Consider the following 23,192-nt stretch of genomic DNA (forward strand, 5'->3'; position numbering starts at 1 on the left):
GGGGGACCTGAATGGCGGATGAACGTGTGTGGCAGGAGGAGGGCCGAACATTCAAACGGCGCTCTCTCCCCTCATGATGAGGAGCGCGCCCCTTTGCGCGCGTCTCGAACCATGCAGGCCCCGCTGTCGATCCAGGCCTCGCCCTTCGAGACGCCTGCTATGCAGGCTCCTCAAGGTGAGGGGATAGGGTGAGGTTGTCGCGCGAGATCCCGGGTCGATGCTTCGCATCGTCCGGGCTGACGGAGATAATGTCAGCTCACACGCTTCCAGGTCTGGCCGCCGCAGAACATGCCGCCGAAGGCGCAACCCTGCACGCGCATCGCATTCGGACCCTTCATCGCGATGGTCGAGTCGTAATTGCGGCCGGAGTCGGGATCGTGGATGCGGCCGCTCCACTTCGAGCCCTCTGGCTTCATGTTGATCAGGATGCGCTCGTTGGACTTCACGGCATAGCCGCAGAGATTGGTGCCGCACTGTTCGACGCGGACATTGCCCTTGTTCTCTTCGGTCGCCCAGACTCCGATCGGCGTGTTGGCAACCACCACAGGCGCGGCGGCAACAGGGGCCGGAGCGGGCGCCGGAGCAACTGCGACCGGCGCGGGTGCGGGAACAGGAGCCGCGACGGGCGCCGGCTGCGTATTGGCGTCAAAGCCGGCCGACGGCGCGGCGGCAACCGTCGCGGTCGGAGCGGCGGGAGCCGTGACGGCGGGCGCGGCCGGCGCGGTCGTCTGCGCCGGCGCCTGCTGCGCCGGCGGCTGCTGCACCGGAGCCGGCGCAGGCTGCGCGGTCGTGGTGCTTGGCGTGGTATCGTCATCGTCCTTGGAGCCGCCAAGGCCCTTCAGGTTGATGTTGTTCAGCTTGATCGGCTTGTCCGACAGGCCCGGTGCCACGATGGTCACGCAGTTGAGCGAGGCGCAGTTGCGCGGCGTCTCGATGCGGATGTGCTGGCCCTCGATCTGGAACGAGATCGTGTTGCCGCCGGCATGGGCGGCGGCGGTGGACGCCAGGAAGAGCGCGGTGGCGGCGATGGTGAGCTTGTTCATGACAACCTCCGAAAATGGCGTGGTCCCGATATGGACCGAAGTCGCTGGTGGATGAAGCGTGGTTCGACCCTACGCCGGCCTGGCCGGGCGTTCTGTGATGGGGGTCACAACGTGCGCGCCGTCTGGGTGACGCAGCGCACATTCAGCCGCGCCGCCTCTGCGTAAGCTCGAGGCGACACTCAGGGAGGTGTGGATGAAACGGCTTGCGACTTCGCTTGGCGCCTTGATCGCACTGATGGCGATCACGCCCGCGGCCGTGGCCGGCTCCTATTCCTTCTTGATCGGCGGTCACCGGTTCCATGTCGAGTCGCCGCGCAATTGCCGGTCGGCTTCTTGTGTTTCGGTGTCGAGCCGCAGCCTTCGACCGACAGATGATGTCAACACGACATCAGCCGCGCCGCCTGCGGTCGCACCGCTGCAGCCGGCCCATCCCGCAGCTCCGGTCCGACCGGCGCAAGCAACCGTTGTCGTGCCGCCACCGGCGCCGAGCGGCCCTGTTGTCGCCGCGACGACATCGCAGCCCGTTGTCCCGCCGCCAACTGGGGTCGAGACGCCGACACTCGTCGCGCCGAGCCTCACTCCGCCGCGGGTCGACCTGCCGCGCATGGAGCCGCCGCCCTTCCCGAATCCGGAGATCAAGCAGGCCGAAACGGTCGCACAGCGCAGCGACGACGAGCCGGCCTATATGCCGCTCGGCGAATGGGAGAGCCCCGGCGCCAAGGGTACGGTCCGCATCGAGCGCTGTGGCCCTGCACTGTGCGGTTACGCGCTGACGGAGGCGTCGAGCCGCGGCGAGAGCGTGCTCGTCAACATGAAGTCGAAGTCGCACGACGTCTGGACCGGCAACATCTACAGCCGCTCCAGCGGCAATACCTATTACGCCACCATGACGCTGAAGAGCTCCGGCAGGCTCCACGTCGAAGCCTGCGCGCTCGGCCATTTCTGGTGCTCCGGCAACGACTGGACGCGGATCGAGGCGCCGCGAGAGCAAATGATCACGACGTCGCGGCAATGGAGTGCGCGGTCGTAGCCTTCTTTGGAAGGGCGTCGCCTAAGAGAGCGTTGCCTGCGGCCATCATTCGAGATGCCCGCCTATGGCGGGCCCTCAGGATGAGGGCGGAGTGTGCGGCGGCGTTTCAACAGGCGTGACGCTGCTTAGCCTCATCCTGAGGACACCGCGAAGCGGTCGTCTCGAAGGACGAGGCGCGCGCTCAAGAGGGGTCGTGGTGTGGTGAGTGAAGCCGCTAGATCATGCCGAGCACGATGGCGCCAACGAACGCCATGGCGAGGTACGCGGTGACTACGCTCAGTCTCCCGGCGAACGTCATGAGGTCGCTCCCTCCATGCGCGCCGCTTTGCGCGCTGGCATTATGGTTAACAGAAAGTCTCCTCGCGAAAAAGTCAGTCTTGCTGTCGCTCAGTTCAGCCGGCGCCCGGCGCGCGCGGGGCCCGTATGGTTAAAGAACTCTGAAATCAACGTGTTGAAGAGTCTTTAAGTAAATTCACCGAACGTGCGTGCATGACGCGCGGAGTTCGTTTGTATCTCGTCGGCTCCATCGTCCTTGTTTCGCTAGCGGGTTGCGGACGCGGCTTCTTCCAGGCCGAACGCGAACCGTGGCGGGCCGAGGCCGAGGCCGCATGCCTGAAATCGGGCGCGGTGAAAGAGGGGCCGGATCTCGTCCGCATCGACCCGATCTCCGGGCCCGGCATGTGCGGCGCCGAGTTTCCGCTCAAGGTCGCCGCCATCGGCGAAGCCTCGAGCAGTTACGGCTTTGCCGACGAGGAGCTGCGCCCGCCGGGCAGCATCGGCGGCCAGCCGCGCTGGCCGATGACGCAGCCGCGGTCGACTACGCCGCAGAGCCAGAATTATCCGGCATCGTCCTATCCGCAACGATCGAACTATCCCGAAAGCGCGGTGCGCCAACCCTCCGGCTATGGCAGCTCAAGCGGGCCGGTGTCACTGAACGCGCCCGGCGTCGCCGCGCAGGAGGACGAGATCGATCTGCCGCCCGATGGCACCGATGCCGCGGGCGCGGCACGCTACATGAATTCGCCGAGCTATCCGGCGCGGCCGGCACCTTACTCGCAGGCGCCTGCGCAGCAGCCGCCGCCGCGCCTTGGCCCGGCGCAGGGCAATCCCGTCACGGCCGTCGGTCCGGTCGCGATCAAGCCGACCGCGACCCTCGCCTGTCCGATCGTGTCCGAGCTCGACCGCTGGCTCGCCGACACCGTGCAGCCTTCGGCGATGCGCTGGTTCGGCGTCCGCGTCGCCGAGATCAAGCAGATCTCCGCCTATTCCTGCCGCGGCATGAACGGCAATCCGCATTCTCACATCTCCGAACACGCCTTCGGCAACGCGCTCGACATTGCCGCCTTCGTGCTCGCCGACGGCCGCCGCGTCACCGTGAAGGACGGCTGGCGCGGAATGCCGGAGGAGCAGGGATTTTTGCGCGACGTGCAGTCGGGCGCTTGCGCGCATTTCACGACGGTGCTCGCGCCGGGGTCGAACGTCTATCACTACGATCACATCCACGTTGATCTGATGCGCCGTGCCAGCCGCCGCCTGATCTGTCAGCCCGCCGCCGTCTCCGGCGAGGAGGTCGCCTCGCGCGCGCAGTCGCGCAGGCCGTACGCGAATGCGCGCGAGCCGTCCGTGACCGGCTCGCTCGGTGCGCGCAAGAGCACGGGGCACAAGCGCGAGGAAGACGACTACGCCGACGATTAGACGGAGCAGTTGCTCTTGTAGCTGCGCTCACGGAGGCTACGACTTCGGCTTCGCCGGTGCGGGGACCAACCCCATGCAGAGCTGCACCTCGCCCGGGACATTGTAGGTGCGCATGATATGGCGGCTGTCGCGCAAGCCGGATGCCTCACGCTGCACCACGAACATCCAGAGCGCCTGGCCGGCTTCCGCCACCAGCTTGCGCCTGGCCGGTTGCAGCGAGGCCGGCGCCTCCGAGGACGGGTGCGCGGCGTCGAACTCGCGCAAGCGGGTTAGCGCCTGTTCGAGTGTGCGGCCCATCCGTCCAAGCGCCGAGGCCTGTTCCTGGACGATCTCGTAATGGAGGATATCGACGGGCGGGCGAAGATCACGGGACATGGCCGCAAATATAGGGTCGCCTGACCGGTCCGCGCAACGCGCCGCTACTTCGCCTTATACGCGGCCAGGAACATCCGCGTCGCGCTGTCGACCACCTCGGTCATGCGCTCTTCCGACGGTGCGGGCGCGGCCTGGAACACGAAGGGCAGGAACAGCGAGGCCTTGCACAGCTCCATGAACTGCGACGCTGCGAGGTCGCAATCGTCGATCCTGAGATCGCCGGAGGCGACATGGGTCTTGAGATAATCGGAGAGGCGGTTGATGGTCTTGTCCAGCACTCGCGCATAATAGCGGCGGCCGACATCGGGCATGCGCTCGGCGATCGCCATCACGGTGCGGATCGCCGATCCGCCGCCGGGCCGGCAGAGCAAGTGGATGTAGGCCCGGCCGAACTCCTTCAGCGTGGTCTCGGCATCGCGCGCCGGATCGAAATTGAACACGACCTGGCCGAACTGGAGCGCCTCCTGCTCGAGGATGGCTTCGAACAGTGCGCTTTTGTCGGCGAAGTAGACGTAGAGCGTGCCCTTGGAGACCTGCGCGGCGCGCGCGATCTCGCCCATGCTGGCGCCATCGAAGCCGAGATCCATGAACACTTTGCGGGCGCCGTCCAGGATCTGGCGACGTTTGGAGCCGTCCTCCTCCTGGATGACGTGCAGATGATCGCGGCCGGCTACAACCATTGGTTCAGGGTCTCGGAAGGTTTTTGAGTCGGGTCTGTGGCCATGAAACCCGAATAAAGGATTCTCGTCATTAGGGTCCGGCCGGGATTATTATGTATATTGACCGAACCGTTCGGTCAATGGTATTTGGATTAGCGAGAGGGAACAGGCCCCATGCCGGCTGTCCCTTGGTCGCGCTTTTTTTGGGGAGGCCTTTATGGCCGTATCGAGAGACCAGGCCGCGCGCGTTCTTCGCCAGGAAACGGTGGAGGAGCACGCGGACGGTGATGCGGCGATCGAGACCGCTGCACCCCTTGCCGAGCAATTGCGCTCTCAATTGACCGAGGAAGCCAAGCGCCGCACCGCCGAGGCGCCGGAGAAGCCCGTGACCGACAAGCCGGCCGCGCCAGCGCCGGAGGCACCCGCCGCCGGCGCTCCCAAATCCGGCAAGCGCAAGTTCGTCCTGATGGGCGTCGGCCTCGTGCTGGCGCTCGCGGCCGCGAGCTATGCCGGCTACTACACGCTGGTTGGCCGCTTCTACATCTCCACCGATGACGCCTATGTCCGCGCCAACAACACCATGTTGGGCGCGCGCGTCTCCGGCCACATCGCCTCGATCCTTGCCGGCGACAACACGACCGTGAAAGCGGGCGACATTGTCTTCCGCATCGATGACGGCGACTACAAGATCGCGGTCGATGCCGCCGCGACCAGGATCGCGACCCAGCAGGCCACCATCGATCGCATCGGCCGCCAGGTCGCCGCGCTCGACAGCCAGGTGGCGCAGGCCAAGGCGCAACTCGTCTCAGCCGAGGCCGGCCTCAAGCGCGCCGATCTCGACTATGAGCGCCAGCAGGCCCTGAGCAACAAGGGGTTTGCCTCGCGCGCCACCTTCGAGAGCTCGGAAGCCGGACGTGACCAGGGCGCCGCCGCGGTCAAGGCCGCGCAGGCCGCCTACGACGTTGCAATCAGCAATGTCGACGTCGCCAAGGCGCAGCAGGCCGAAGCGCAGGCCCAGCTCGCCGAGCTCAAGACCACGCTCGCCAAGGCCGAGCGCGATCTCAGCTTCACCGCGGTGCGCGCGCCGGTCGACGGTACGTTCTCCAATCGCCTGGTCAACGCCGGCGACTTCGTCGCGGTCGGCCAGCGCCTCGGCAACATCGTGCCGCTGGACGCCGTCTATATCGACGCCAATTTCAAGGAAACGCAGCTCAAGCGCATCCGCGCCGGCCAGCCGGTGACGATCAAGGTCGATGCCTATGGCATGCGCAAGTTCTCCGGTGTCGTAGACAGCATCGCGGCGGGCGCGGGCTCGGTGTTCACGCTGCTGCCGCCTGACAACGCGACCGGCAACTTCACCAAGATCGTGCAGCGCGTGCCGGTCCGCATTCGCGTGCCGAAGTCGGTGGCGAAGCAGAACCTGCTCCGCGCCGGCATGTCGGTCTATGCGACCGTCGACACCAACAAGGGCGCGGCCGACGCCGACAGCGAGGTCGACCTCGACGATCCCACCGCGATCCACCCGCAGTAGCCACAGCCTCAGCGCTGCGAGGTCGGACCATGGCCAACGCCACCACCGCTTCACCCGCCATGATGGCGGACGCCGCTTCGGAGCGCATCGCGCCGAAGCGGCTGTTCGCGTTCATCATCATGGTGTTCGGGATGTTCATGTCGATCCTGGACATCCAGATCGTCTCGGCGTCCCTCAGCGAAATCCAGGCCGGCCTGTCAGCAAGCTCCAGCGAGGTCTCCTGGGTCCAGACCGCCTATCTGATCGCCGAGGTCATCGCGATTCCGTTGTCCGGATTCCTGTCGCGCGCCTTCGGCACGCGGCTGTTGTTCGCGATCTCGGCGGCCGGCTTCACCGCCTCGAGCCTGCTCTGCGGCTTTGCCACCACCATCGAGGAGATGATCCTCTGGCGCGCGCTTCAGGGTTTCCTCGGCGCCGGCATGATCCCGACGGTGTTCGCCTCGGCCTATACCGTTTTTCCACGCTCCAAATTCCACATTGTCGGCCCCATCATCGGGCTGGTTGCGACGCTGGCGCCGACCATCGGGCCGACGGTCGGCGGCTACATCACCGACCTGATGTCGTGGAATTGGCTGTTCTTCATCAACGTCGTGCCCGGCATCGGCATCACCCTGGGCGTGCTGGCGCTGGTCGATTTCGACGAGCCGCATTTCGAGCTGCTCGACCGCTTCGACTGGTGGGGTCTCTTATTCATGGCCGGCTTCCTCGGCACGCTGGAATATGTGCTGGAGGAGGGGCCGCAATATGAATGGATGCAGGATACCTCGGTGGCGATCTGCGCTTGGATCTGCGCGATCTCGGCCATCGCCTTCTTCTGGCGCGTCTTCACGGCCGCCGAGCCGATCGTCAATTTGCGCACCTTCTCCAATCGCAATTTCGCGATCGGTTGCGTCCTGCAGTTCTGCATCGGCATCGGCCTCTACGGCCTGACCTACATCTATCCGCGCTATCTCGCCGAAGTGCGCGGCTACAGCGCGCTGATGATCGGCGAGACCATGTTCGTCTCAGGGATCACCATGTTCCTGGTCGCGCCGCTGGTCGGCCGCCTCATGGTGAAGCTCGACATGCGCTACATGATCGCCTTCGGCCTCGTCGTGTTCGCGATCGGCTCCTACCAGATGACGTGGATCACGCGCGACTACGATTTCTACGAGCTGCTGGTGCCGCAGATCCTGCGCGGCATCGGCATGATGTTCGCGATGGTGCCCACCAACAACATCGCGCTCGGCACACTGGCGCCTGATAGGGTGAAGAACGCCTCGGGTCTGTTCAACCTGATGCGCAACCTCGGCGGCGCCGTGGGCCTCGCCGTCATCAACACAGTGCTCAACGACCGCACCGATTTGCACATCACCCGCCTCCAGGAGCGCGTGACCTGGGGCAACGCGACCGCGACCGAAACCCTGACCATGTTCATGCAGAAGTTCCAGGGGCTCGGCGATTCCACGCTGATGGCGATGAAGCAGCTCTCCCAGCTCGTGCACCGCCAGGCCGTCGTGATGAGCTTCGGCGATGCCTTCTTCGTGCTGACGCTGTTCTATCTCGGCCTCACCCTGCTGGTGACGCTGCTGAGCAAGCCGGCCCCACTGACCGGCGGCGGCGACGCGCACTGATGCTGCCCAAATCCCGCAAGCCACACACTCGGTGTCATCGTCCGGCTTGACCGGACGATCCAGTATTCCAGAGGCCGGCGTTAGAGCTCTCGCTCTCGCCACATCCGCCGCGGCGTACTGGATGCCCCGGTCAAGCCGGGGCATGACAGCGCAGAGTGAGGCGAGGTCACACGCACCAAAGCTGTGCGCGTCGGTACCCCGCACCAAATTGCAACACTCATCCGTGATCTCGCGCGAGCCCCGTTGCAAGTCGCGAACGACACATCTATAAAGCGCACCTCATTCATTCGAACCGGGGAGAGATTTGCATGATTTCGTCGCTTTCGCAGATCGTACGCCCGCGCTCGATGATGTTCTGGTTCGGTATGTACGCGGCCTGTTAGAGGCCTCCTCCGCCAGTTTCGATTGGGCCAAGTTTTCGACCAAGCGTCCCGATCGCTTCCTTTCCCAAGTCAAAGCCAACCTTAAGTGTCGCCGTCTCGGCCCTTGCGGCCGGCCTGCGTCCATCGATGGAGCCGGCCCGCGCCAAAGGCGGCCGGATGATGTCATGACTGCTCTGTCAAAAAAGCCCGCGGCGATCCGCCTGGTGCTGCCCTTCGTATTCCGGCACTGGCTGAAGCAGCCGGGACGGGGGCTCATCGTGGCCGGCGGCCTGCTGGGTGCGACCATTGCCGACCTGTTCATGCCGGTCTTCTCGGGCCGGCTGGTCGATGCGCTGACGCGTGGCCCATCCGATCCCGATGCGCGGCATGCCGCCCTGGTGGCATTCGGCGCCATCGTGGCGCTGGGCGCTGCCTCCGTGGCGCTGCGGCTGGCCGGCCTGCAGGCGATCGTGCCGTTCACGCTCAAGACCATGTCGGACGTCGCACAGGAGGCCTTCATCCGTGTGCAGCGCTTCTCCACCGACTGGCACGCAAACTCCTTCGCGGGCTCCACCGTGCGCAAGATCACGCGCGGCATGTGGGCGCTCGACCTGCTCAACGACACCATCCTGATGGCGTTGGCGCCCTCGCTGCTGGTGTTGATCGGCTCGATGGTCCTGATTGGGATGCATTGGGCCTCGCTCGGCATGGTGATCGCAGTCGGCGCGTTCTTCTACGTCACCATCACCGTCGTGTTCTCGACGCGCTACATTGCGCCGGCCGCCCGAGTCTCCAATGCCTGGGACACCAAGGTCGGCGGCACGCTTGCGGATGCCCTGACGTGCAACGCGGTGGTGAAGTCGTTCGGCGCGGAAGCGCGCGAGGATACGCGGCTCGGCCGCGTCATCAACCGATGGCGCGTGCGGGTGCGGCGGACCTGGCTACGCTACAATTACACGTCCATGGCGCAGCTGTCGCTGCTGCTCTGCCTCCGCACGTCCGTGATCGGCGGCGCGGTGCTGTTGTGGATGTCGGGACATGCCTCGCCTGGCGACGTGACCTATGTGCTGACCAGCTACTACATCATCCACGCCTATTTGCGTGACGTCGGCATGCACATCAACAACCTCCAGCGCTCGGTCAACGACATGGACGAGCTGGTGGCGATCCATGCCGAGCCCATCGGCATCGCCGATGCAACCGGTGCGCGGCCGATCGCGATCGAGGGCGGCGAGATCGTGTTCGACGACGTGACGTTCCACTATGGCGGCCATCGCGCGCCGCTCTATGACGGGCTGTCGGTGACGATCCGGGCCGGTGAACGTGTCGGCCTCGTCGGACGCTCCGGCTCCGGCAAGACCACCTTCGTCAAGCTGGTGCAGCGGCTCTACGACGTCACCGGCGGCCGCGTGCTGATCGACGGGCAGGACATCGCATTGGCCACACAGCAATCGCTGCGCAGCCAGATCGCGATCGTGCAGCAGGACCCGATCCTGTTCCACCGCTCGCTCGCCGAGAACATCGCCTATGGCCGGCCCGGGGCCAGCCTCGAGGCGATCGAGCACGCGGCGCGGCTTGCGAACGCGCACGACTTCATCCTGCGCCTGCCGAAGGGCTACGGCACGCTGGTGGGCGAGCGCGGCGTGAAGCTGTCGGGGGGCGAGCGGCAGCGCGTGGCGCTGGCGCGCGCGTTCCTGGCGGATGCGCCGGTGCTGATCCTGGACGAGGCGACCTCGAGCCTCGATTCGGAATCGGAGGCGTTGATCCAGGAGGCGATGGAGCGGCTGATGAAGGGCCGCACCTCGATCGTGATCGCGCACCGGCTGTCGACGGTGCGCAGCCTCGATCGCATCCTGGTGTTCGACCACGGCGAGATCGTCGAGCAGGGCACCCACGCCGTGCTCGCGAGCAAGCCTGCAGGCATCTATCGCGGCCTGTTCGAGCGCCAGGTGGTGGAGCTCGGGCACATCGCTGCGGCGGAGTGAGGCGCGCGGCAGCGGGGCGAAGGTCCTGCTGTCACGCCGACAAGGAACTCGTCAAGGAATTCGTCAAGGATGGAATGAGATGAAAGACCTGACGAACGGCTCCATCGTGAGACACATCCTGGCCATGGCACCTCCGATCATGGCCGGCATGATATCGATCATGGTCTGCCAACTGGTCGATCTGTACTTCGTGTCGGGCCTGGGCGATGCCGCCGTGGCGGGCGTCGCCGCGGCCGGCAATGCTGGCTTTCTCGTCAACGGGCTGATGCAGGTGCTCGGTGTCGGCGCGGGGGCACTGATCGCGCATGCCGTGGGACGCAAGGACCGGCCGGATGCGAACCTGATCTTCAACCAGGCGATCGTGCTGTCGGTGCTGTTCGGACTGTTGACCCTGCTCGCAGGTGCCGCGCTGTCGCGCGCCTACGTGCGTTCGATCGCAGCGGACCAGGCCACGATCGAGGCCGGGACCACCTACCTGCTGTGGTTCATGCCGGCGCTCGCGCTGCAGTTCGCCACCCAAGTCATGGGAGCTGCGCTGCGCGCGACCGGTATCGTGCGTCCCACCATGCTGGTGCAGGCGTTTGCTGTGGCCATCAATATCGCGCTGGCGCCGGTCCTGATCACGGGCTGGGGCACCGGCCATGCGCTCGGGGTCGCTGGTGCGGGGCTGGCGAGCTCGATCGCGGTCGCCATCGGCGTGCTGGTGCTGCTGGCGTATTTCCGCAAGGTCGAGCGCTATGTCGCCTTCAATCCGGTGCAGTGGCGCCCGCAGCCGCACCATTTGAAGCGCATCCTCAATGTCGGCCTGCCGGCCGGCGGTGAGTTCGCGATGATGTTCATCTTCATGGCGGTGGTCTATTACGTGCTGCGCGATTTCGGCGCGGCGGCGCAGGCCGGCTTCGGCATCGGGCAGCGCGTGCTCGGCCTGATCAACATGCCGGCGCTTGCGGTTGGGCTGGCGGCTGGGCCGATCGCAGGCCAGAACGTCGGCGCAGCCAAGGCTGCGCGCGTGCGGGAAACTTTCGTCAAGGCCGCTTTGATCGTCACGATCGTGATGACCGGCTTCATGATCCTTGCGCAAGTGAAGCCGGAGCTGCTGCTCGCCGGATTCTCGAACGACCGCGAGACCATGGACATCGCCTACCTGTTCCTGCGGATCATCTCGCTCAACATGGTTGCGCAGGGGCTGATCTTCACCTGCTCGAGCATGTTCCAGGCCCTCGGCAACACCAGGCCGGTGCTCTTCAGCTCGGCGACGCGCGTGTTCACCTATTCGCTGCCGGCGATCTGGCTCTCGACGCGGCCAGGCTTTCGCATGGAGTACGTCTGGTATTTGTCGGTCGCGGCGACAATGTTGCAGGCGGGCTTGAGCCTGTGGTTGCTGCGCCGCGAGTTCAGGAAGCGCCTGACTTCGGCGCCGAAGGAGAAGGCCCCAGAGCAGGAGAGCGCCGAGCCCATTGCGCCTCTCGCCCGCGAGCCTGCGTAACGGTGGCTTGTTCCATCCTGGCTGCTCCGGCTAACTTGCCGGGCGGTGGGAATGGTGGGCTGCAGAAGGGCCAATGACCGGAGTGACGAACGAGCCGCGGGCGGCGTCATGGCTCGCCGCAATCTGGGCGGCGCGCTATCGCACGCCGGCCCGCTTCGTCGCGCTGATCGCTCTGCTGCTGCCGTGGACCACGACCGGGCTGACCTTCGCGCTCATACCCTGGCTGATCGCCTTCGCGTTCGTCGATCTGCGCGCGTTTCCGCGTTCGCTGCTTCGCCCGATCTGCCTGCTGCCGATCGCGCTGGTCGCGCTCGCCGCCGTGGGCACGCTCTGGTCGGATGCGCCGTGGCCGGAACGGATCCAGGCGATCGGGCCGGCGGCGAAGCTGCTGGTCATTCCGCTCCTGATCTACCAGTTCGAGCGCTGGCCCTACGGCCATTGGGTGTTCTCCGCCTTCCTGGCGTCCTGCGCGGCCTTGATGCTCTATTCCTTCGCCGTCGCCATCGACCCCGCACTCTCGCTGAAGCTCTATCTGTCGCGTGGGCCTTTCAGGGTCGAGAGCGGGATCGCGGTGCGCAACTATATCGATCAGAGCCAGGAATTCGCGCTCTGTGTGCTTGCGCTGGTCTATCCGGTCGTGTCGCTGCTGCGACAACGCCGCGCCGCCACCGCGGCGCTTTTCGCGGTGCTCGCGATCGGATTTCTCGCCAACATGATCTTCGTCGTGGTCTCGCGCACGGCGCTGGTGACGCTGCCGATCCTGGTGGTGCTGTTCGCGCTGCTGTATCTGCGCCTGCGTGCGGCGCTGCTTGCCGTTGGCGTGATGGGACTGCTGGCCGTGCTGCTCTTTGGCGTGTCGCCGCATCTGCGGGCGACGGTTGCGAAATTTCAGGCCGACTATGAGACGAGCGTGCAGGACAGTCAGGTCAGCGGCATGGGCTCGCGTCTGGAATATTGGCGGAAGTCCCTTCGCTTCATCGCCGATGCACCGCTGGTCGGTCACGGCACCGGCTCGATCCGCGGCCTGTTCGCAAGCGTGGCTGTCGATGCGAAGATCGATCCGCTGCGTGGCGAGATCGTCAGCAACCCACACAATCAGACCCTCAGCGTGGCCGTGCAGTGGGGAATCGTCGGTGTCCTGATCCTCTACGCGCTCTGGCTTGCGCATCTCTCGCTGTTTCGCGGCGAGGGGCTGGCCTCCTGGATCGGCCTCTCGGTCGTGGTGCAGAACATGCTGACCTCGCTGCTCAACACGCATTTGTTCGACTTCACGCCGGGCTGGATCTACGTCCTCGGCGTCGGTGTCGCCGGCGGCATGGCGCTCGCCAGGAAGTCGCTGAATTAGAGTGCGCCGAGACTGTTCCAGACCAGGGTCAGGCCCGACAGGAACAGCAGGCCGAGCACGACATCGCCGAAATGCTTGTCGTTGAGGGCGTGATAGACGCGCGCGCCGGCCCAGGCGCCGATCAAGGTGCCGGGAAACGCGACCAGCGCAAGCCAGACCACCTTGAGCTCGACGAGACCCGATGCGGTCTGCAGCACCAGTGCTGTCGCGAGAACCGTGAAATTGAAGAGCTGGAAGATGCCGCGCCGCTCATGCTTGTTCCAGCCGCGGATGTTGGCCCACAGGATCGGCAGTGGTCCGGACAACCCGGCGAGACCGCCAAGAATACCTCCGGCAAAGCCGATCGCGCCGTCGGCGAGGCGGCCGCCGAATTTGATCGCGAGCGGCCTCTTGTTCAGATAGAGCGCGCTCGAGAAGACCAGAATTAAAATGCCGACGCTCAGCTTGAACACTTTTGGATCGGCCGAGGCGATCAGCATGGTGCCGATCGGTACGCCGATCAGACCGCCGATCAGGAATGGCCAGACCAGCGAGAGGTCGAAGCTCTTCCACATCGAGGGCAGCGTCGAGGTTTGCGCGATTACGGAGCAGATCAGCACCAGGGGTACCGCGAGCGAGGGCGGCAGCACGTAGAGCCAGATACCGAGCGCCATCAGCGCCGTGCCGAACCCGGCCAGGCCCGAGACGAAGCCGCCGGCCAATGCGCCGAGCAGCAGCAGCGCGGAGGTGAGCGTTTCCAACAGATTGTCCTTCGCCGGGCGATCCCGAACTGTTGATCGCCGTCGCCCGCATAGCATGCTTGCTGCTGTGCAAGTCAATCCGCCCCGCACGCAAGCGTGATCTGCGGCGCCGGGCGTTCGCGAAAGACATGCCTACATGACGGTCGTACTTCAATCCGGGGGCCCCGCCGCCATCCTGCTCTCGGATCGGACCGCCCCGAATGCGACGATGGAGAATGATCATGACCCGCACTGAAATCGCCGCTGCAGCCGCGCTGTTGGCGGCGGCGCTGATGCCGACAATGGCCCAGGCGCAGCTTTCCGAGCCTGCGGCCTATCAGGCAGCTCATCCCGACCGCGACGTGCTGAATGGCGGCCAGCTCACGCCTGCGGCGCGTGCGGCTCTCGGCCAGCAGGGCACGCCCAGCGATGCATATGCTTTGCAGGCCTATCCGTCGCCTGGGGCGCCGGTCGTGCGCTCGACCCATCGCCGTCATCGTCGATGATCTAGACGATCTGTCTGGTGTCGGCGGGCTTCTGCAGCGCGCCGACCAGGATGCGTAGCGCTTCCGTCAATTCTGACCTGTTGCGTGCCGCGCCCAGCGAGACGCGCGCCGCGTGCGGCGGTGTCCCATCAAGCGTGAAGGCCTCGCCGGCGACGACCGCAAGTCCGTTTCGCAACAGATGCGCCGCGACATCGGGCCGGTCCTCAGGCAGCTGCAGCCACAGATGATGCGCCGCGGGCTTGGCCAGGAACTGGAAGCCTTTCAATGCGCGCTGCGCGAGCTGCTGACGGCCGACCGCCTCGCTGCGGATGGCGGTAATGATACGATCGGCAATGCCGCTTTCGATCCAATGCGTCACCAGCGCGACCATTAGCGGCGCCGGCATCTGCACGGTCGCCTGCAAATATGTCCGCATCTCCCGCTGCGCCTCGCTGTCGGGCGTCGCCAGATAGGCAACGCGGAGCGCCGGCGAGATGCATTTTGACAGCGTGGTCGCAAGATAGGTCCGCTCGGGAATGAGATTGGCGATCGGCGATGCCGAGCGGTCGAGCAGGCCGTAGGCGTCGTCCTCGATCAGGATCGTGTCGGTATCGCCGATGATCTTTGCGATCGCACTGCGCCGCTCGGCGGCAAGCGTCGCCGTGGTCGGATTGTGCAGCGTCGGAATGAGATAGACGGCCTTCGGCTTGTGCGTGCGGCAGGCCTTTGCCAGCGCATCGGGCAGGATGCCGCCATCATCCATGGCGACGCCGACGAGCTTGATGCCGAGCCGCGCTGCTGCGGCCTTGACGCCGGGGAATGTGAGCGCCTCCGTCAGCACGATGTCGTCGGGCCGCGCCAGATGGGCGAGCAAGTTGAACAGGATCGTCTGTGTGCCGGGAAAGATCACCAGCCTGTCGGCATGCGCGTGCGGCACCCGTGCACGCATCCAACGCGCGGCGACCTCGCGCTCATGCTCGCTGCCGCCAGGCGGCTGATAGTTGAGATACGCCGTCAGGCCCGATTGCGCGCGGATCGCTTCCATCCCGGCGATGATGCGCTCGTCGAGCTGCGCCTCCAGCGGATGCGGCGGCACGTTCATCGAAAGATCGATCGCGACGGGATGCGGCAGATCGACCGTGCGGCGCGCGCTGGTCTCCGACACGAACGAGCCCTGTCCGACCCGCGCCTCCATGATTCCGCGACGCCGCGCCTCGGTGTAGGCGCGCGTCACCGTGGTGAGGTCGACGTCGAGCGCCTTTGCAAGCGCGCGCTGCGTCGGCAGTTGCTGGCCACGCACCAGCCGGCCGGCGGCGATGTCGGCCTCCATGGCCTCGACGATGCGCTGATAGCGCGGCCCTGATAGCTCCGAGATTGTCGGGCTCCAATCCATGCAATTAAGCCCTTATCCTTTGAATGTATGGATGCAAGATATTATTGTATGGATTGTCGAAAAGGAAGGGGTGTGGTCATGGCGGCCGATTCAGTCTCTCTGGCGAAGGCGATGTGGCGCGGCTTTCGCGGCAAGTGCCCGAACTGCGGCGAAGGACATCTGTTCGGCCGTTTCCTGAAGATCGCAAACAGCTGCGATCATTGCGGCGAGGAACTGTTCCACCAGCGCGCCGATGACTTTCCCGCCTATCTCGTGATCGTCGTGGTCGGCCATCTCGTGGTCCCCGCGATCCTCGCGATCGAGACCGCGTATGCGCCGGCGGTCTGGCTGCAACTCGTGGTGTGGTTGCCGGTGACGCTGTTCGCCTCGCTCGCGTTGCTGCAGCCGACCAAGGGCGCCATCGTCGGGCTGCAATGGCAGATCGGCATGCACGGTTTCGAGGCGAGCAAGCAGCGGCGCGAGGCGGACGAGCTTGCGCCGGTGCTGGTAAAAGCGGACACGCGCGCGGCCTGAGGCGCGGCGACGTTGAGGCGTTCCTGAAAATGGTGAGGGGTTCGATGCGGTCAGCATCGAACCCCTCGTTGCAAGATATCAGCCGGCCTGTAAGCCGGGTTCTGTAAGGCACCGTCCGCTTGCGCGAACGATACGTGACGGCCATTCCTCTGGGACCATGTTTGCACATGGCCTCGAGCAACCTACCCGGACGGCGGGCCTGACATCGCCCCGCGGCGTTATCGCTTGCGCGAACAGCCCACTACGCCGTCCCTATTCGGTTTTGCTCCCGGTGGGGTTTGCCATGCCGGCTCCGTTGCCGGACCCGCGGTGCGCTCTTACCGCACCTTTTCACCCTTACCCGTCTACGCAGCGTTCGCTGCTACGACGCGGCAGGCCCGAGGGCTTGCCGCGCCAAAGCCCCGTAGGGGCGAAGGCGGGCGGTTCGTTCTCTGTGGCACTTTCCCTGGGGTCGCCCCCGCCGGACGTTATCCGGCACCGCATGTCAAGGGAGCCCGGACTTTCCTCCCCGGCGGCCTTTCGGCACCTGCCGGAGCGGCCGTCCGGCCGACTGACTGACAACGCATGGGGCATTTGTGACGGTTTCGTCAAGCCGATATCGCGGCCCACGATCCGCCCGAAATAATTTATCCTGAAGGTGTCGTTTGCTGCGTGCCCCGTTCGACTGGATGTCGGCGACACAGCCGAACAACAGGAGTGAAGCGATGCAATATCTGCTGATGATCTACCAGAACGAGGCCGAGTACGCGAAGATTGACACGGGAACCAGCCAGAAGATGTCGGCGGAATACGAAGCCTTCACGCAATCCATCATCCGGAACGGCAATTTCAAGGCCGGGGATCGGCTGCGGCCGACCACGACCGCGACGACGGTGCGTGTGCGCGACGGCAAGATGCTGACGACCGATGGACCGTTTGCGGAGACCCGCGAGCAGCTCGGCGGCTACTATCTGATCGAGGCCAAGGATCTCGACGCCGCGATCGAGATCGCGGCGCGGATTCCGAGCGCGCGCGTCGGTTCGATCGAGGTGCGGCCGATCTGGGTCTACGACAAGTGACGGCCGGGCCGCGCGTCGCCGCATGACCCCTGGCGAGATCGACAAAATCTTCCGCGACGAGGCGGGGCGGGCGCTGGCCACGCTGATTCGCCTCGTCGGCGATTTCGATCTCGCCGAGGACGCGCTTCAGGATGCTTTTGCCGTCGCGCTGGAACGCTGGGCGGCGTGCGAGGTCCCCGACAATCCGCGCGCCTGGCTGGTCAATGTCGCCAGGCACAAGGCGATCGATCGTGTCAGGCGCCAGGCTGTCTTCCGCGGCAAGCAGCAGGCGCTCCTGCACGAGATCGAGCTCAACGCGCAAACGGTCGACGAGCCGGCGACAATGCTCGACGACGATATGCTGCGGCTGATCTTCACCTGTTGCCATCCGGCCTTCGCGCCCGAAGTCCGGGTCGCGCTGACGCTGCGCACAGTCTGCGGGCTGTCGACCACGCAGGTCGCGCGTGCCTTTCTCGTGGGCGAGGAGGCAATGGCGCAGCGGCTGGTCCGCGCCAAGCAGAAGATCAGGCTCGCCGGCATCCCCTACGAGGTACCCGAGCGCGACACGCTGGCGCCGCGGCTCGATGGCGTGCTCGCCGTGATCTATCTGGTCTTCACCGAGGGCTATGTCGCGACCGAGGGCGCGGATCTGATGCGGCCTGATCTTGCGGCCGAAGCCATCCGGCTCGGCCGCTTGCTCGATCGGCTGATGCCGGATCGCGGCGGCATCAAGGGCCTGCTGGCCCTGATGTTGTTGCACGATGCGCGCCGCGCCGGACGCGAGACCGCGGCCGGCGATATCGTGCTGCTCGAGGAGCAGGATCGCATGCTGTGGGATCGCGGGCAGATCGAGGAGGGCCTGGGCCTGGTCGAGGATGCGCTACGCGTGCCGGGACGGCCGCAGCCTTATGCTGTGCAGGCCGCGATCGCCGCGCTGCATGCCCGCGCGCCGAGCTTCGAGCAGACCGACTGGCGGCAGATCGCCGGGCTCTATGAGGTGCTGCTGCGCATCAGTGCCTCTCCGGTGATCGAGCTCAACCACGCTGCCGCCGTGTCGATGGTCGATGGGCCCGCACGAGCGCTCGATCTCGTCGATGCGATCAGCGCCCGAGGCGGGCTCCGCGGCTATGAGCTGCTGCCCGCAGTGCGCGCGGATCTGTTGCGGCGAATGGGGCGCAAGGAGGAGGCGCGCGCGGCGTATCGGGCGGCGACGGAGGCGACGCAGCTCGAGCCGTTGCGGCGGCTCTACGCGCGGCGGGTGAGGGAAATGGAGTAGGGCTCTCGTGCCCCGGACGCAGCGCAGCGCCCCCGGCGATGCGAAGCATCGTCCGGTGCGGTGCGCTGCAGAGCGGGGGCCCATCCCGCAGCAGGGCGTGTCGCTGACTGGGTCCCGGCTCGCGCTTCGCGCGTCCGGGACACGAGAGCGAACTGCGCGGCTACGCCGTCACTTCGACGCGACGGCCGTCCCCTCTGCCGGCAGGCTCGCAAGCAGCGCCTGCAATGTCGACAGCGTCGAGTGGTCCGCGACACCGTCCAGCCGCGCGGGGCGGAAGTGGCGCTGGAAGGCAGTGACGACTTCCATGGTCGCGGCGTCATATTTGCCGGTCAGCGGCACGCCGTAGCCGTATCTGGCGAGCGCCTGCTGCAGGCTCAGCACCTCGTCGCTGATGGTGCCCAGCATCAGGGTCTCGCCGCGCACGACAGGGGCGGGCGTCACCCAGTGACCGACGCCGGAATTGGCCAGCGAGTGCCACGGAAACTTTTCGCCGGGGTCTTTCTTGCGCGCGGGCGCGACGTCGGAATGGCCGAGCACCCGGTGGGCCGGCACCTTGCGGCGAAGCATGATGCCGCGGCACAGCGCGATCACGGCGGCGATCTGGCGCAGCGGATATTCGGGATAGCCCCAGTCGTGGCCGCGATTGATGATCTCGATGCCGATCGAGCAGGAGTTGATGTCGTCCTCGCCCGCCCAGGACGAGACGCCGGCGTGCCAGGCGCGCCTGGTTTCGGGCACGCATTGCACGATGCGGCCGTCCTCCAGCACGACGTAATGCGCCGAGACTTCGGTCCCGGCCGTGCACAGCCGCGCCAGCGCGCCCTCGACATCGGGCATGCCGGTATAGTGCAGCACGATCATATCGGGCTGCCGTGTCTTGTTGCGCTCGCCATGGTTCGGCGAGGGGATGATGTCGGACACGATCGAGGAATCCGGCTCGAATGCCCTCATGCTCGCCGCGGCCTTGGGAACCGGAAGAACGCGTTGACGCTTCGAATCAGATCCAGACGGTGTGGACGAACCGGACGGCGGCATAGACAAACCAAGGTCGGACGGAGAGTTGGGCCAAGCCCTTCTCTTTACTATTCCTTTACCCTCCACCGTACGCAATCGCGCGGCGCGGTTAACGGATGCATTTTGGCGCAAGTGTGTGGATGAAGCATCACCGCCTCATCAGCTTTTCGACTTGTCACGAGCCGAGCAACGCTTTCTTAACGCTAAGGGCCGTTACTGAGGGATGAAGAGCCGACCCGCGTCCGGAGGCGGCCAAAGCGTATTTTGGCTCGAAATCCCATGGCTGCCCGACAAATTCCGCTGGGAACACTGGGTTTGCCGCCCGGGACGACCGGGCGCGGTAACCATGCTGGACGGTGCGGTCGTGGAACCGCCGCGATACGGAGTCATTCGAGGCGTCATGGGCTTGTTCGTCCCCAATCTCGCTTGGACGTCAGGCTGGGCCTCCAGCAGGCCTGGCGCATGAGCTCGGCTCCGCACATTCCCGTTCTTGGCCGTGAGGCCATCGCCCATCTCGTCCCGCGCGATGGCGGTATCTATGTCGATGCCACCTTCGGCGCCGGCGGCTATAGCCGTGCCATCCTCGACGTCCCGGGAACCCGGCTCATTGCCATTGACCGTGACCGCACCGCAATCGCGGGCGGTGCCGAACTGGTCGAACGCTCCGCGGGCCGGTTGACGCTGGTCGAGGACCGATTCTCCAATCTTGCCGAGGTCTGCGCGGCGCAGGGCGTCGAGGCCGTGGACGGTGTCGTGATGGATGTCGGGGTGTCCTCGATGCAGCTCGACCAGGCCGGTCGCGGTTTCTCGTTCCGGCTCGACGGTCCGCTCGACATGCGGATGGGGCAGGCGGGGCCGACCGCGGCGGACGTCGTCGCCCGTGCCTCGGAAGGCGATCTCGCCGACATCATCTATCTCCTCGGCGAGGAGCGGCATTCGCGCCGCGTCGCCCGCGCCATCGTCGCGGACCGTCAGGAGACGCCGTTCACGACCACGCGCGCGCTCGCCGACCTCATCGGTAGGGTGGTGCGCTCCAAGCCCGGCGACATTCATCCGGCGACGCGGACGTTCCAGGCCCTGCGCATCTTCGTCAACGAAGAGCTCGAGGAACTTCAGACCGCGCTCGCTGCGGCCGAGCGCGTGCTCAAGCCGGGCGGACGCCTCGTCGTGGTCTCCTTCCATTCGCTGGAAGATCGCATCGTCAAGAATTTCCTCTCCGAGCGTTCGAAAACCGGCGGCGGCTCGCGGCATCTGCCGGAAGTGGCGCAAGTGCCGCCGAGCTTCCAGCTTCTGACGCGGCGGCCCGTAATCGCCGGTGAGGACGAAGTCGCGCATAACCCGCGCGCGCGTTCCGCAAAGCTTCGCGCCGCCGAGCGCACCTCGGCGCCCGCGCATCAGGATGGCGAGCCATCGTCCTGGCCCAAACTCTCCGACGTGATGAGGGGCGGCTAGCGCATGCGCATCATCCACCTCCTCGTCATCGGCGCGCTGATCTTCGCAGCGGCCTATGTCTACCGGATCAAGATGGACTCCACGGCGCGCACCGAGAGGGTGCTCCGGCTGCATGCGGAGATCCGCGAGCAGCGCGACGCGATCGCCTCGCTACGGTCCGAATGGGCCAAGCTCGACGCGCCTCATCGGCTGCAAGGCCTGTCCGACCGGCATCTGCAGCTCAAGCCGGTCAACGGCACACAATATGACCAGCTGAAGAACCTGCCGGAGCGTCCGCCGCGGATGTTCAGGCCGGGCGAGCCCGATCCGATCGGAGCCATGCTCAACACCATCGAAGCCGCGAGCGATCCTGACAATGTGACGGGCTCCGTGCCTCAGCCCGAGGACAAGCAATGAGCGCTGCAACTCCGGCCAAACCGACGGAACCCTGGCGCCAGCGGCTGATCCGCAGCCTGCTCTACGGGCGCAATGTCGACCGCGCCGCGAAGGCGCGCGCGCGCGTTGGTCTTGCGATGCTCGCCTTCGCCTCGGTCTACGCCCTGATCGGCGGCCGGCTCGTGATGTTTGCCATTGGCGCCGATGCCCATGGCGCACGCCGCGCCGCGGCGCAGGAGGTGGTGGCGACCGCACGGCCCGACATTGTCGACCGCAACGGTGCCATCCTTGCGACCGACGTCAAGGCGGCGAGCCTGTTCGGCGAGCCGCGCCGCATCATCGACAAGGACGAGGCGATCGAGCTTCTCACGGCGACCGTGCCCGACCTCGACGAGGCCGAGGTGCGCGAGCGCCTGAGGACACGCAAGGGCTTCGTCTGGCTCAAGCGCGAGGTCACGGCCAAGCAGCAGCAGGCCATCCACAAGCTCGGCATTCCCGGCATCGGCTTCCTGCGCGAGAACAAGCGCGTCTACCCGACCGGCAACGAGGTTGCCCACCTCATCGGTCTGGTCAACATCGACAACCAGGGCATCGCCGGCATGGAGAAGTGGCTCGACAATCAGGGCCTCGCCGATCTCCACCGCGCCGGCTTTGCCACCGACCGGCTGCAAAAGCCGATCGAGCTCTCGATCGATCTGCGCGTTGAGCACGCGCTGCGCGACGAGCTGTTGAAGGCCAAGGAGAAGTACCACACCAAGGCCGCGTCCGGCATCGTCTCGAACGTCAAGACCGGCGAGATCGTGGCGATGGTCTCGCTTCCGGACTTCGATCCGAACAATCCGAAGGAAGCGCACGACCCGGACCGCATAAACCGCTTAACCACCGGCGTGTACGAGATGGGCTCGACCTTCAAGGCGTTCACGCTGGCGATGGCGCTCGATTCCGGAAAGATCAATTTGAACACGTCGTGGGATGCCCGCGGAAACCTGCACTACGGCAAGTTCACCATTCACGACAGCCACCCGCTCGGACGCTTCATCAACACCAAGGAAGTGTTCACCTACTCGTCCAACATCGGCGCCGCGCGGATCGCGCTCGGCCAGGGTGTCGAGGCGCACAAGGCGTTTCTTGCCAAGATGGGCCAGTTGACGCGGCTGCGCACCGAGCTGCCGGAGAGCGCGGCTCCGCTGATCCCGCGCCGCTGGGGTGAGCTGAACACGGTCACCATCGCGTTCGGCCAGGGCATGTCGGTGGCGCCGCTGCAGGCGGTGATGGGCATCAACGCGCTGGTGAACGGCGGCTATCTGATTCCGCCGACCTTCATGAAGCGCAGCGAATCCGAAGCGGCCGCGATGGCCAAGCGCGTCATCAAGACGGAGACCAGCGACAAGATGCGGTTCCTGATGCGGCTCAATGCCGAAATCGGCACCGCCAAGACCGCTGACGTCAAGGGCTACTATGTCGGCGGCAAGACCGGCACGTCCGAAAAGGTCATCAACGGCCGCTATGCCAAGAAACGCGTGCTCAACTCGTTCACCGCCATCATGCCCTGCGACGATCCGAAATATCAGATCCTGATCATGCTGGACGAGCCGCAGGCGATTCCTGAAACGAAGGGCTTCATCACCTCGGGCTGGAACACGGTGCCGACCGGCGGCAAGGTGATCGAGCGGATCGCGCCGCTTCTCGGCGTCGAGCCGCGGTTCGACCTGCCGCCGTCTGAGCGCCTTATTCTTGCAGCATCCAGGACAACCCAGTAATCAATCGGGTGGGCCGTAGCCGCTGCTGAGTCGGGGATTTCCCT

Annotated in this window: 20 protein-coding genes and 1 other RNA gene; 14 read left to right on the plus strand and 7 right to left on the minus strand. The window is 65.7% G+C overall.

Annotation, left to right across the window (positions count from 1 at the left end; all coding sequences use genetic code 11):
• Positions 1–251 precede the first annotated feature (251 nt).
• The gene (locus tag RAD10_RS12685; RefSeq protein WP_461617737.1) at positions 252–1,043 is read right to left on the minus strand and encodes a DUF2147 domain-containing protein; all 792 of its coding nucleotides are present in this window, start codon (positions 1,041–1,043) and stop codon (positions 252–254) included.
• 193 nt (positions 1,044–1,236) lie between these two features.
• Here RAD10_RS12685 and RAD10_RS12690 point away from each other — a divergent pair, with 193 nt between their 5' ends.
• Both RAD10_RS12690 and RAD10_RS12695 read left to right on the plus strand, forming a co-directional pair.
• Positions 1,237–2,073, plus strand: coding sequence for a DUF2147 domain-containing protein (locus tag RAD10_RS12690; RefSeq protein ID WP_461617738.1), 837 nt, complete (start codon positions 1,237–1,239; stop codon positions 2,071–2,073).
• A gap of 489 nt (positions 2,074–2,562) precedes the next feature.
• Positions 2,563–3,768 (plus strand): extensin-like domain-containing protein, encoded by a 1,206-nt coding sequence (locus RAD10_RS12695; RefSeq protein ID WP_461617739.1) that lies wholly within the window; start codon positions 2,563–2,565, stop codon positions 3,766–3,768.
• A gap of 36 nt (positions 3,769–3,804) precedes the next feature.
• On the opposite strand, the gene RAD10_RS12700 is transcribed toward RAD10_RS12695, so the two are convergent.
• Both RAD10_RS12700 and RAD10_RS12705 read right to left on the minus strand, forming a co-directional pair.
• Positions 3,805–4,143, minus strand: a complete 339-nt coding sequence (locus tag RAD10_RS12700) for a DUF6665 family protein (RefSeq protein WP_461617740.1) — start codon at positions 4,141–4,143, stop codon at positions 3,805–3,807.
• 44 nt (positions 4,144–4,187) lie between these two features.
• Positions 4,188–4,823: a TetR/AcrR family transcriptional regulator gene (locus RAD10_RS12705; RefSeq protein ID WP_461617741.1), complete on the minus strand. Its 636-nt coding sequence runs from the start codon at positions 4,821–4,823 to the stop codon at positions 4,188–4,190.
• Positions 4,824–5,019: 196 nt separating this feature from the next.
• Between RAD10_RS12705 and RAD10_RS12710 the strand changes: the two genes are divergently transcribed.
• The 5 genes from RAD10_RS12710 (at position 5,020) to RAD10_RS12730 (ending at position 13,124) form a co-directional block, all read left to right on the plus strand.
• Positions 5,020–6,333, plus strand: a complete 1,314-nt coding sequence (locus RAD10_RS12710) for an HlyD family efflux transporter periplasmic adaptor subunit (protein WP_461617742.1) — start codon at positions 5,020–5,022, stop codon at positions 6,331–6,333.
• A 29-nt stretch (positions 6,334–6,362) separates the two neighbouring features.
• Positions 6,363–7,946 (plus strand): DHA2 family efflux MFS transporter permease subunit, encoded by a 1,584-nt coding sequence (locus tag RAD10_RS12715; protein ID WP_461617743.1) that lies wholly within the window; start codon positions 6,363–6,365, stop codon positions 7,944–7,946.
• A gap of 547 nt (positions 7,947–8,493) precedes the next feature.
• Positions 8,494–10,293 carry an ABC transporter ATP-binding protein gene (locus RAD10_RS12720; protein WP_461617744.1) on the plus strand — a complete coding sequence of 600 codons (1,800 nt, stop codon included), beginning with the start codon at positions 8,494–8,496 and terminating at the stop codon, positions 10,291–10,293.
• 79 nt (positions 10,294–10,372) lie between these two features.
• The gene (locus RAD10_RS12725) at positions 10,373–11,779 is read left to right on the plus strand and encodes an MATE family efflux transporter (RefSeq protein ID WP_461617745.1); all 1,407 of its coding nucleotides are present in this window, start codon (positions 10,373–10,375) and stop codon (positions 11,777–11,779) included.
• 73 nt (positions 11,780–11,852) lie between these two features.
• Positions 11,853–13,124: an O-antigen ligase family protein gene (locus RAD10_RS12730; protein ID WP_461617746.1), complete on the plus strand. Its 1,272-nt coding sequence runs from the start codon at positions 11,853–11,855 to the stop codon at positions 13,122–13,124.
• Here RAD10_RS12730 and RAD10_RS12735 read toward each other — a convergent pair.
• The gene (locus RAD10_RS12735; protein ID WP_461617747.1) at positions 13,121–13,864 is read right to left on the minus strand and encodes a sulfite exporter TauE/SafE family protein; all 744 of its coding nucleotides are present in this window, start codon (positions 13,862–13,864) and stop codon (positions 13,121–13,123) included. The genes RAD10_RS12730 and RAD10_RS12735 overlap by 4 nt on opposite strands.
• Positions 13,865–14,085: 221 nt before the next feature.
• On the opposite strand from RAD10_RS12735, the gene RAD10_RS12740 reads away from it, so the two are divergent.
• Positions 14,086–14,349: a hypothetical protein gene (locus tag RAD10_RS12740; protein WP_165637551.1), complete on the plus strand. Its 264-nt coding sequence runs from the start codon at positions 14,086–14,088 to the stop codon at positions 14,347–14,349.
• A gap of 1 nt (position 14,350) precedes the next feature.
• Here RAD10_RS12740 and RAD10_RS12745 read toward each other — a convergent pair whose 3' ends face one another.
• Complete coding sequence (locus tag RAD10_RS12745) at positions 14,351–15,721, minus strand: aminotransferase-like domain-containing protein (RefSeq protein WP_461617748.1); 1,371 nt, start codon at positions 15,719–15,721, stop codon at positions 14,351–14,353.
• Between the two features lie 48 nt (positions 15,722–15,769).
• On the opposite strand from RAD10_RS12745, the gene RAD10_RS12750 reads away from it, so the two are divergent.
• Positions 15,770–16,234 carry a DUF983 domain-containing protein gene (locus RAD10_RS12750; protein ID WP_461617749.1) on the plus strand — a complete coding sequence of 155 codons (465 nt, stop codon included), beginning with the start codon at positions 15,770–15,772 and terminating at the stop codon, positions 16,232–16,234.
• Between the two features lie 74 nt (positions 16,235–16,308).
• Here the strand turns inward: RAD10_RS12750 and rnpB are convergent.
• Positions 16,309–16,788: RNase P RNA component class A (gene rnpB, locus RAD10_RS12755), an RNA gene on the minus strand.
• A gap of 150 nt (positions 16,789–16,938) precedes the next feature.
• Here rnpB and RAD10_RS12760 point away from each other — a divergent pair.
• Together RAD10_RS12760 and RAD10_RS12765 are read left to right on the plus strand one after the other, a co-directional pair.
• Complete coding sequence (locus tag RAD10_RS12760) at positions 16,939–17,292, plus strand: YciI family protein (protein WP_026202052.1); 354 nt, start codon at positions 16,939–16,941, stop codon at positions 17,290–17,292.
• 22 nt (positions 17,293–17,314) lie between these two features.
• Positions 17,315–18,547, plus strand: a complete 1,233-nt coding sequence (locus tag RAD10_RS12765) for an RNA polymerase sigma factor (RefSeq protein ID WP_461617750.1) — start codon at positions 17,315–17,317, stop codon at positions 18,545–18,547.
• Between the two features lie 168 nt (positions 18,548–18,715).
• Here the strand turns inward: RAD10_RS12765 and RAD10_RS12770 are convergent, their stop codons facing one another.
• Positions 18,716–19,498 (minus strand): N-acetylmuramoyl-L-alanine amidase, encoded by a 783-nt coding sequence (locus RAD10_RS12770; RefSeq protein ID WP_461617751.1) that lies wholly within the window; start codon positions 19,496–19,498, stop codon positions 18,716–18,718.
• Between the two features lie 525 nt (positions 19,499–20,023).
• Here RAD10_RS12770 and rsmH point away from each other — a divergent pair.
• Genes rsmH through RAD10_RS12785 form a run of 3 tightly spaced genes read left to right on the plus strand, consistent with a single transcriptional unit; the run spans position 20,024 to position 23,148 of the window.
• The gene (gene rsmH / locus RAD10_RS12775; RefSeq protein ID WP_461617752.1) at positions 20,024–21,013 is read left to right on the plus strand and encodes a 16S rRNA (cytosine(1402)-N(4))-methyltransferase RsmH; all 990 of its coding nucleotides are present in this window, start codon (positions 20,024–20,026) and stop codon (positions 21,011–21,013) included.
• Positions 21,014–21,016: 3 nt separating this feature from the next.
• Positions 21,017–21,409 (plus strand): cell division protein FtsL, encoded by a 393-nt coding sequence (gene ftsL / locus RAD10_RS12780; protein WP_461617753.1) that lies wholly within the window; start codon positions 21,017–21,019, stop codon positions 21,407–21,409.
• Positions 21,406–23,148 carry a peptidoglycan D,D-transpeptidase FtsI family protein gene (locus tag RAD10_RS12785; protein WP_461617754.1) on the plus strand — a complete coding sequence of 581 codons (1,743 nt, stop codon included), beginning with the start codon at positions 21,406–21,408 and terminating at the stop codon, positions 23,146–23,148. The genes ftsL and RAD10_RS12785 overlap by 4 nt, the downstream gene beginning before the upstream one ends.
• Positions 23,149–23,192 lie beyond the last annotated feature (44 nt).

The organism is Bradyrhizobium sp. 23AC (genome assembly GCF_054863025.1).

Coding starts and splice junctions, on each gene's coding strand:
- RAD10_RS12685 (WP_461617737.1), bottom strand. CDS start 1,043: ATGAACAAGCTCACCATCGCCGCCACCGCGCTCTTCCTGGCGTCCACC.
- RAD10_RS12690 (WP_461617738.1), top strand. CDS start 1,237: ATGAAACGGCTTGCGACTTCGCTTGGCGCCTTGATCGCACTGATGGCG.
- RAD10_RS12695 (WP_461617739.1), top strand. CDS start 2,563: ATGACGCGCGGAGTTCGTTTGTATCTCGTCGGCTCCATCGTCCTTGTT.
- RAD10_RS12700 (WP_461617740.1), bottom strand. CDS start 4,143: ATGTCCCGTGATCTTCGCCCGCCCGTCGATATCCTCCATTACGAGATC.
- RAD10_RS12705 (WP_461617741.1), bottom strand. CDS start 4,823: ATGGTTGTAGCCGGCCGCGATCATCTGCACGTCATCCAGGAGGAGGAC.
- RAD10_RS12710 (WP_461617742.1), top strand. CDS start 5,020: ATGGCCGTATCGAGAGACCAGGCCGCGCGCGTTCTTCGCCAGGAAACG.
- RAD10_RS12715 (WP_461617743.1), top strand. CDS start 6,363: ATGGCCAACGCCACCACCGCTTCACCCGCCATGATGGCGGACGCCGCT.
- RAD10_RS12720 (WP_461617744.1), top strand. CDS start 8,494: ATGACTGCTCTGTCAAAAAAGCCCGCGGCGATCCGCCTGGTGCTGCCC.
- RAD10_RS12725 (WP_461617745.1), top strand. CDS start 10,373: ATGAAAGACCTGACGAACGGCTCCATCGTGAGACACATCCTGGCCATG.
- RAD10_RS12730 (WP_461617746.1), top strand. CDS start 11,853: ATGACCGGAGTGACGAACGAGCCGCGGGCGGCGTCATGGCTCGCCGCA.
- RAD10_RS12740 (WP_165637551.1), top strand. CDS start 14,086: ATGACCCGCACTGAAATCGCCGCTGCAGCCGCGCTGTTGGCGGCGGCG.
- RAD10_RS12745 (WP_461617748.1), bottom strand. CDS start 15,721: ATGGATTGGAGCCCGACAATCTCGGAGCTATCAGGGCCGCGCTATCAG.
- RAD10_RS12750 (WP_461617749.1), top strand. CDS start 15,770: ATGGATTGTCGAAAAGGAAGGGGTGTGGTCATGGCGGCCGATTCAGTC.
- RAD10_RS12760 (WP_026202052.1), top strand. CDS start 16,939: ATGCAATATCTGCTGATGATCTACCAGAACGAGGCCGAGTACGCGAAG.
- RAD10_RS12765 (WP_461617750.1), top strand. CDS start 17,315: ATGACCCCTGGCGAGATCGACAAAATCTTCCGCGACGAGGCGGGGCGG.
- RAD10_RS12770 (WP_461617751.1), bottom strand. CDS start 19,498: ATGAGGGCATTCGAGCCGGATTCCTCGATCGTGTCCGACATCATCCCC.
- rsmH (WP_461617752.1), top strand. CDS start 20,024: ATGAGCTCGGCTCCGCACATTCCCGTTCTTGGCCGTGAGGCCATCGCC.
- ftsL (WP_461617753.1), top strand. CDS start 21,017: ATGCGCATCATCCACCTCCTCGTCATCGGCGCGCTGATCTTCGCAGCG.
- RAD10_RS12785 (WP_461617754.1), top strand. CDS start 21,406: ATGAGCGCTGCAACTCCGGCCAAACCGACGGAACCCTGGCGCCAGCGG.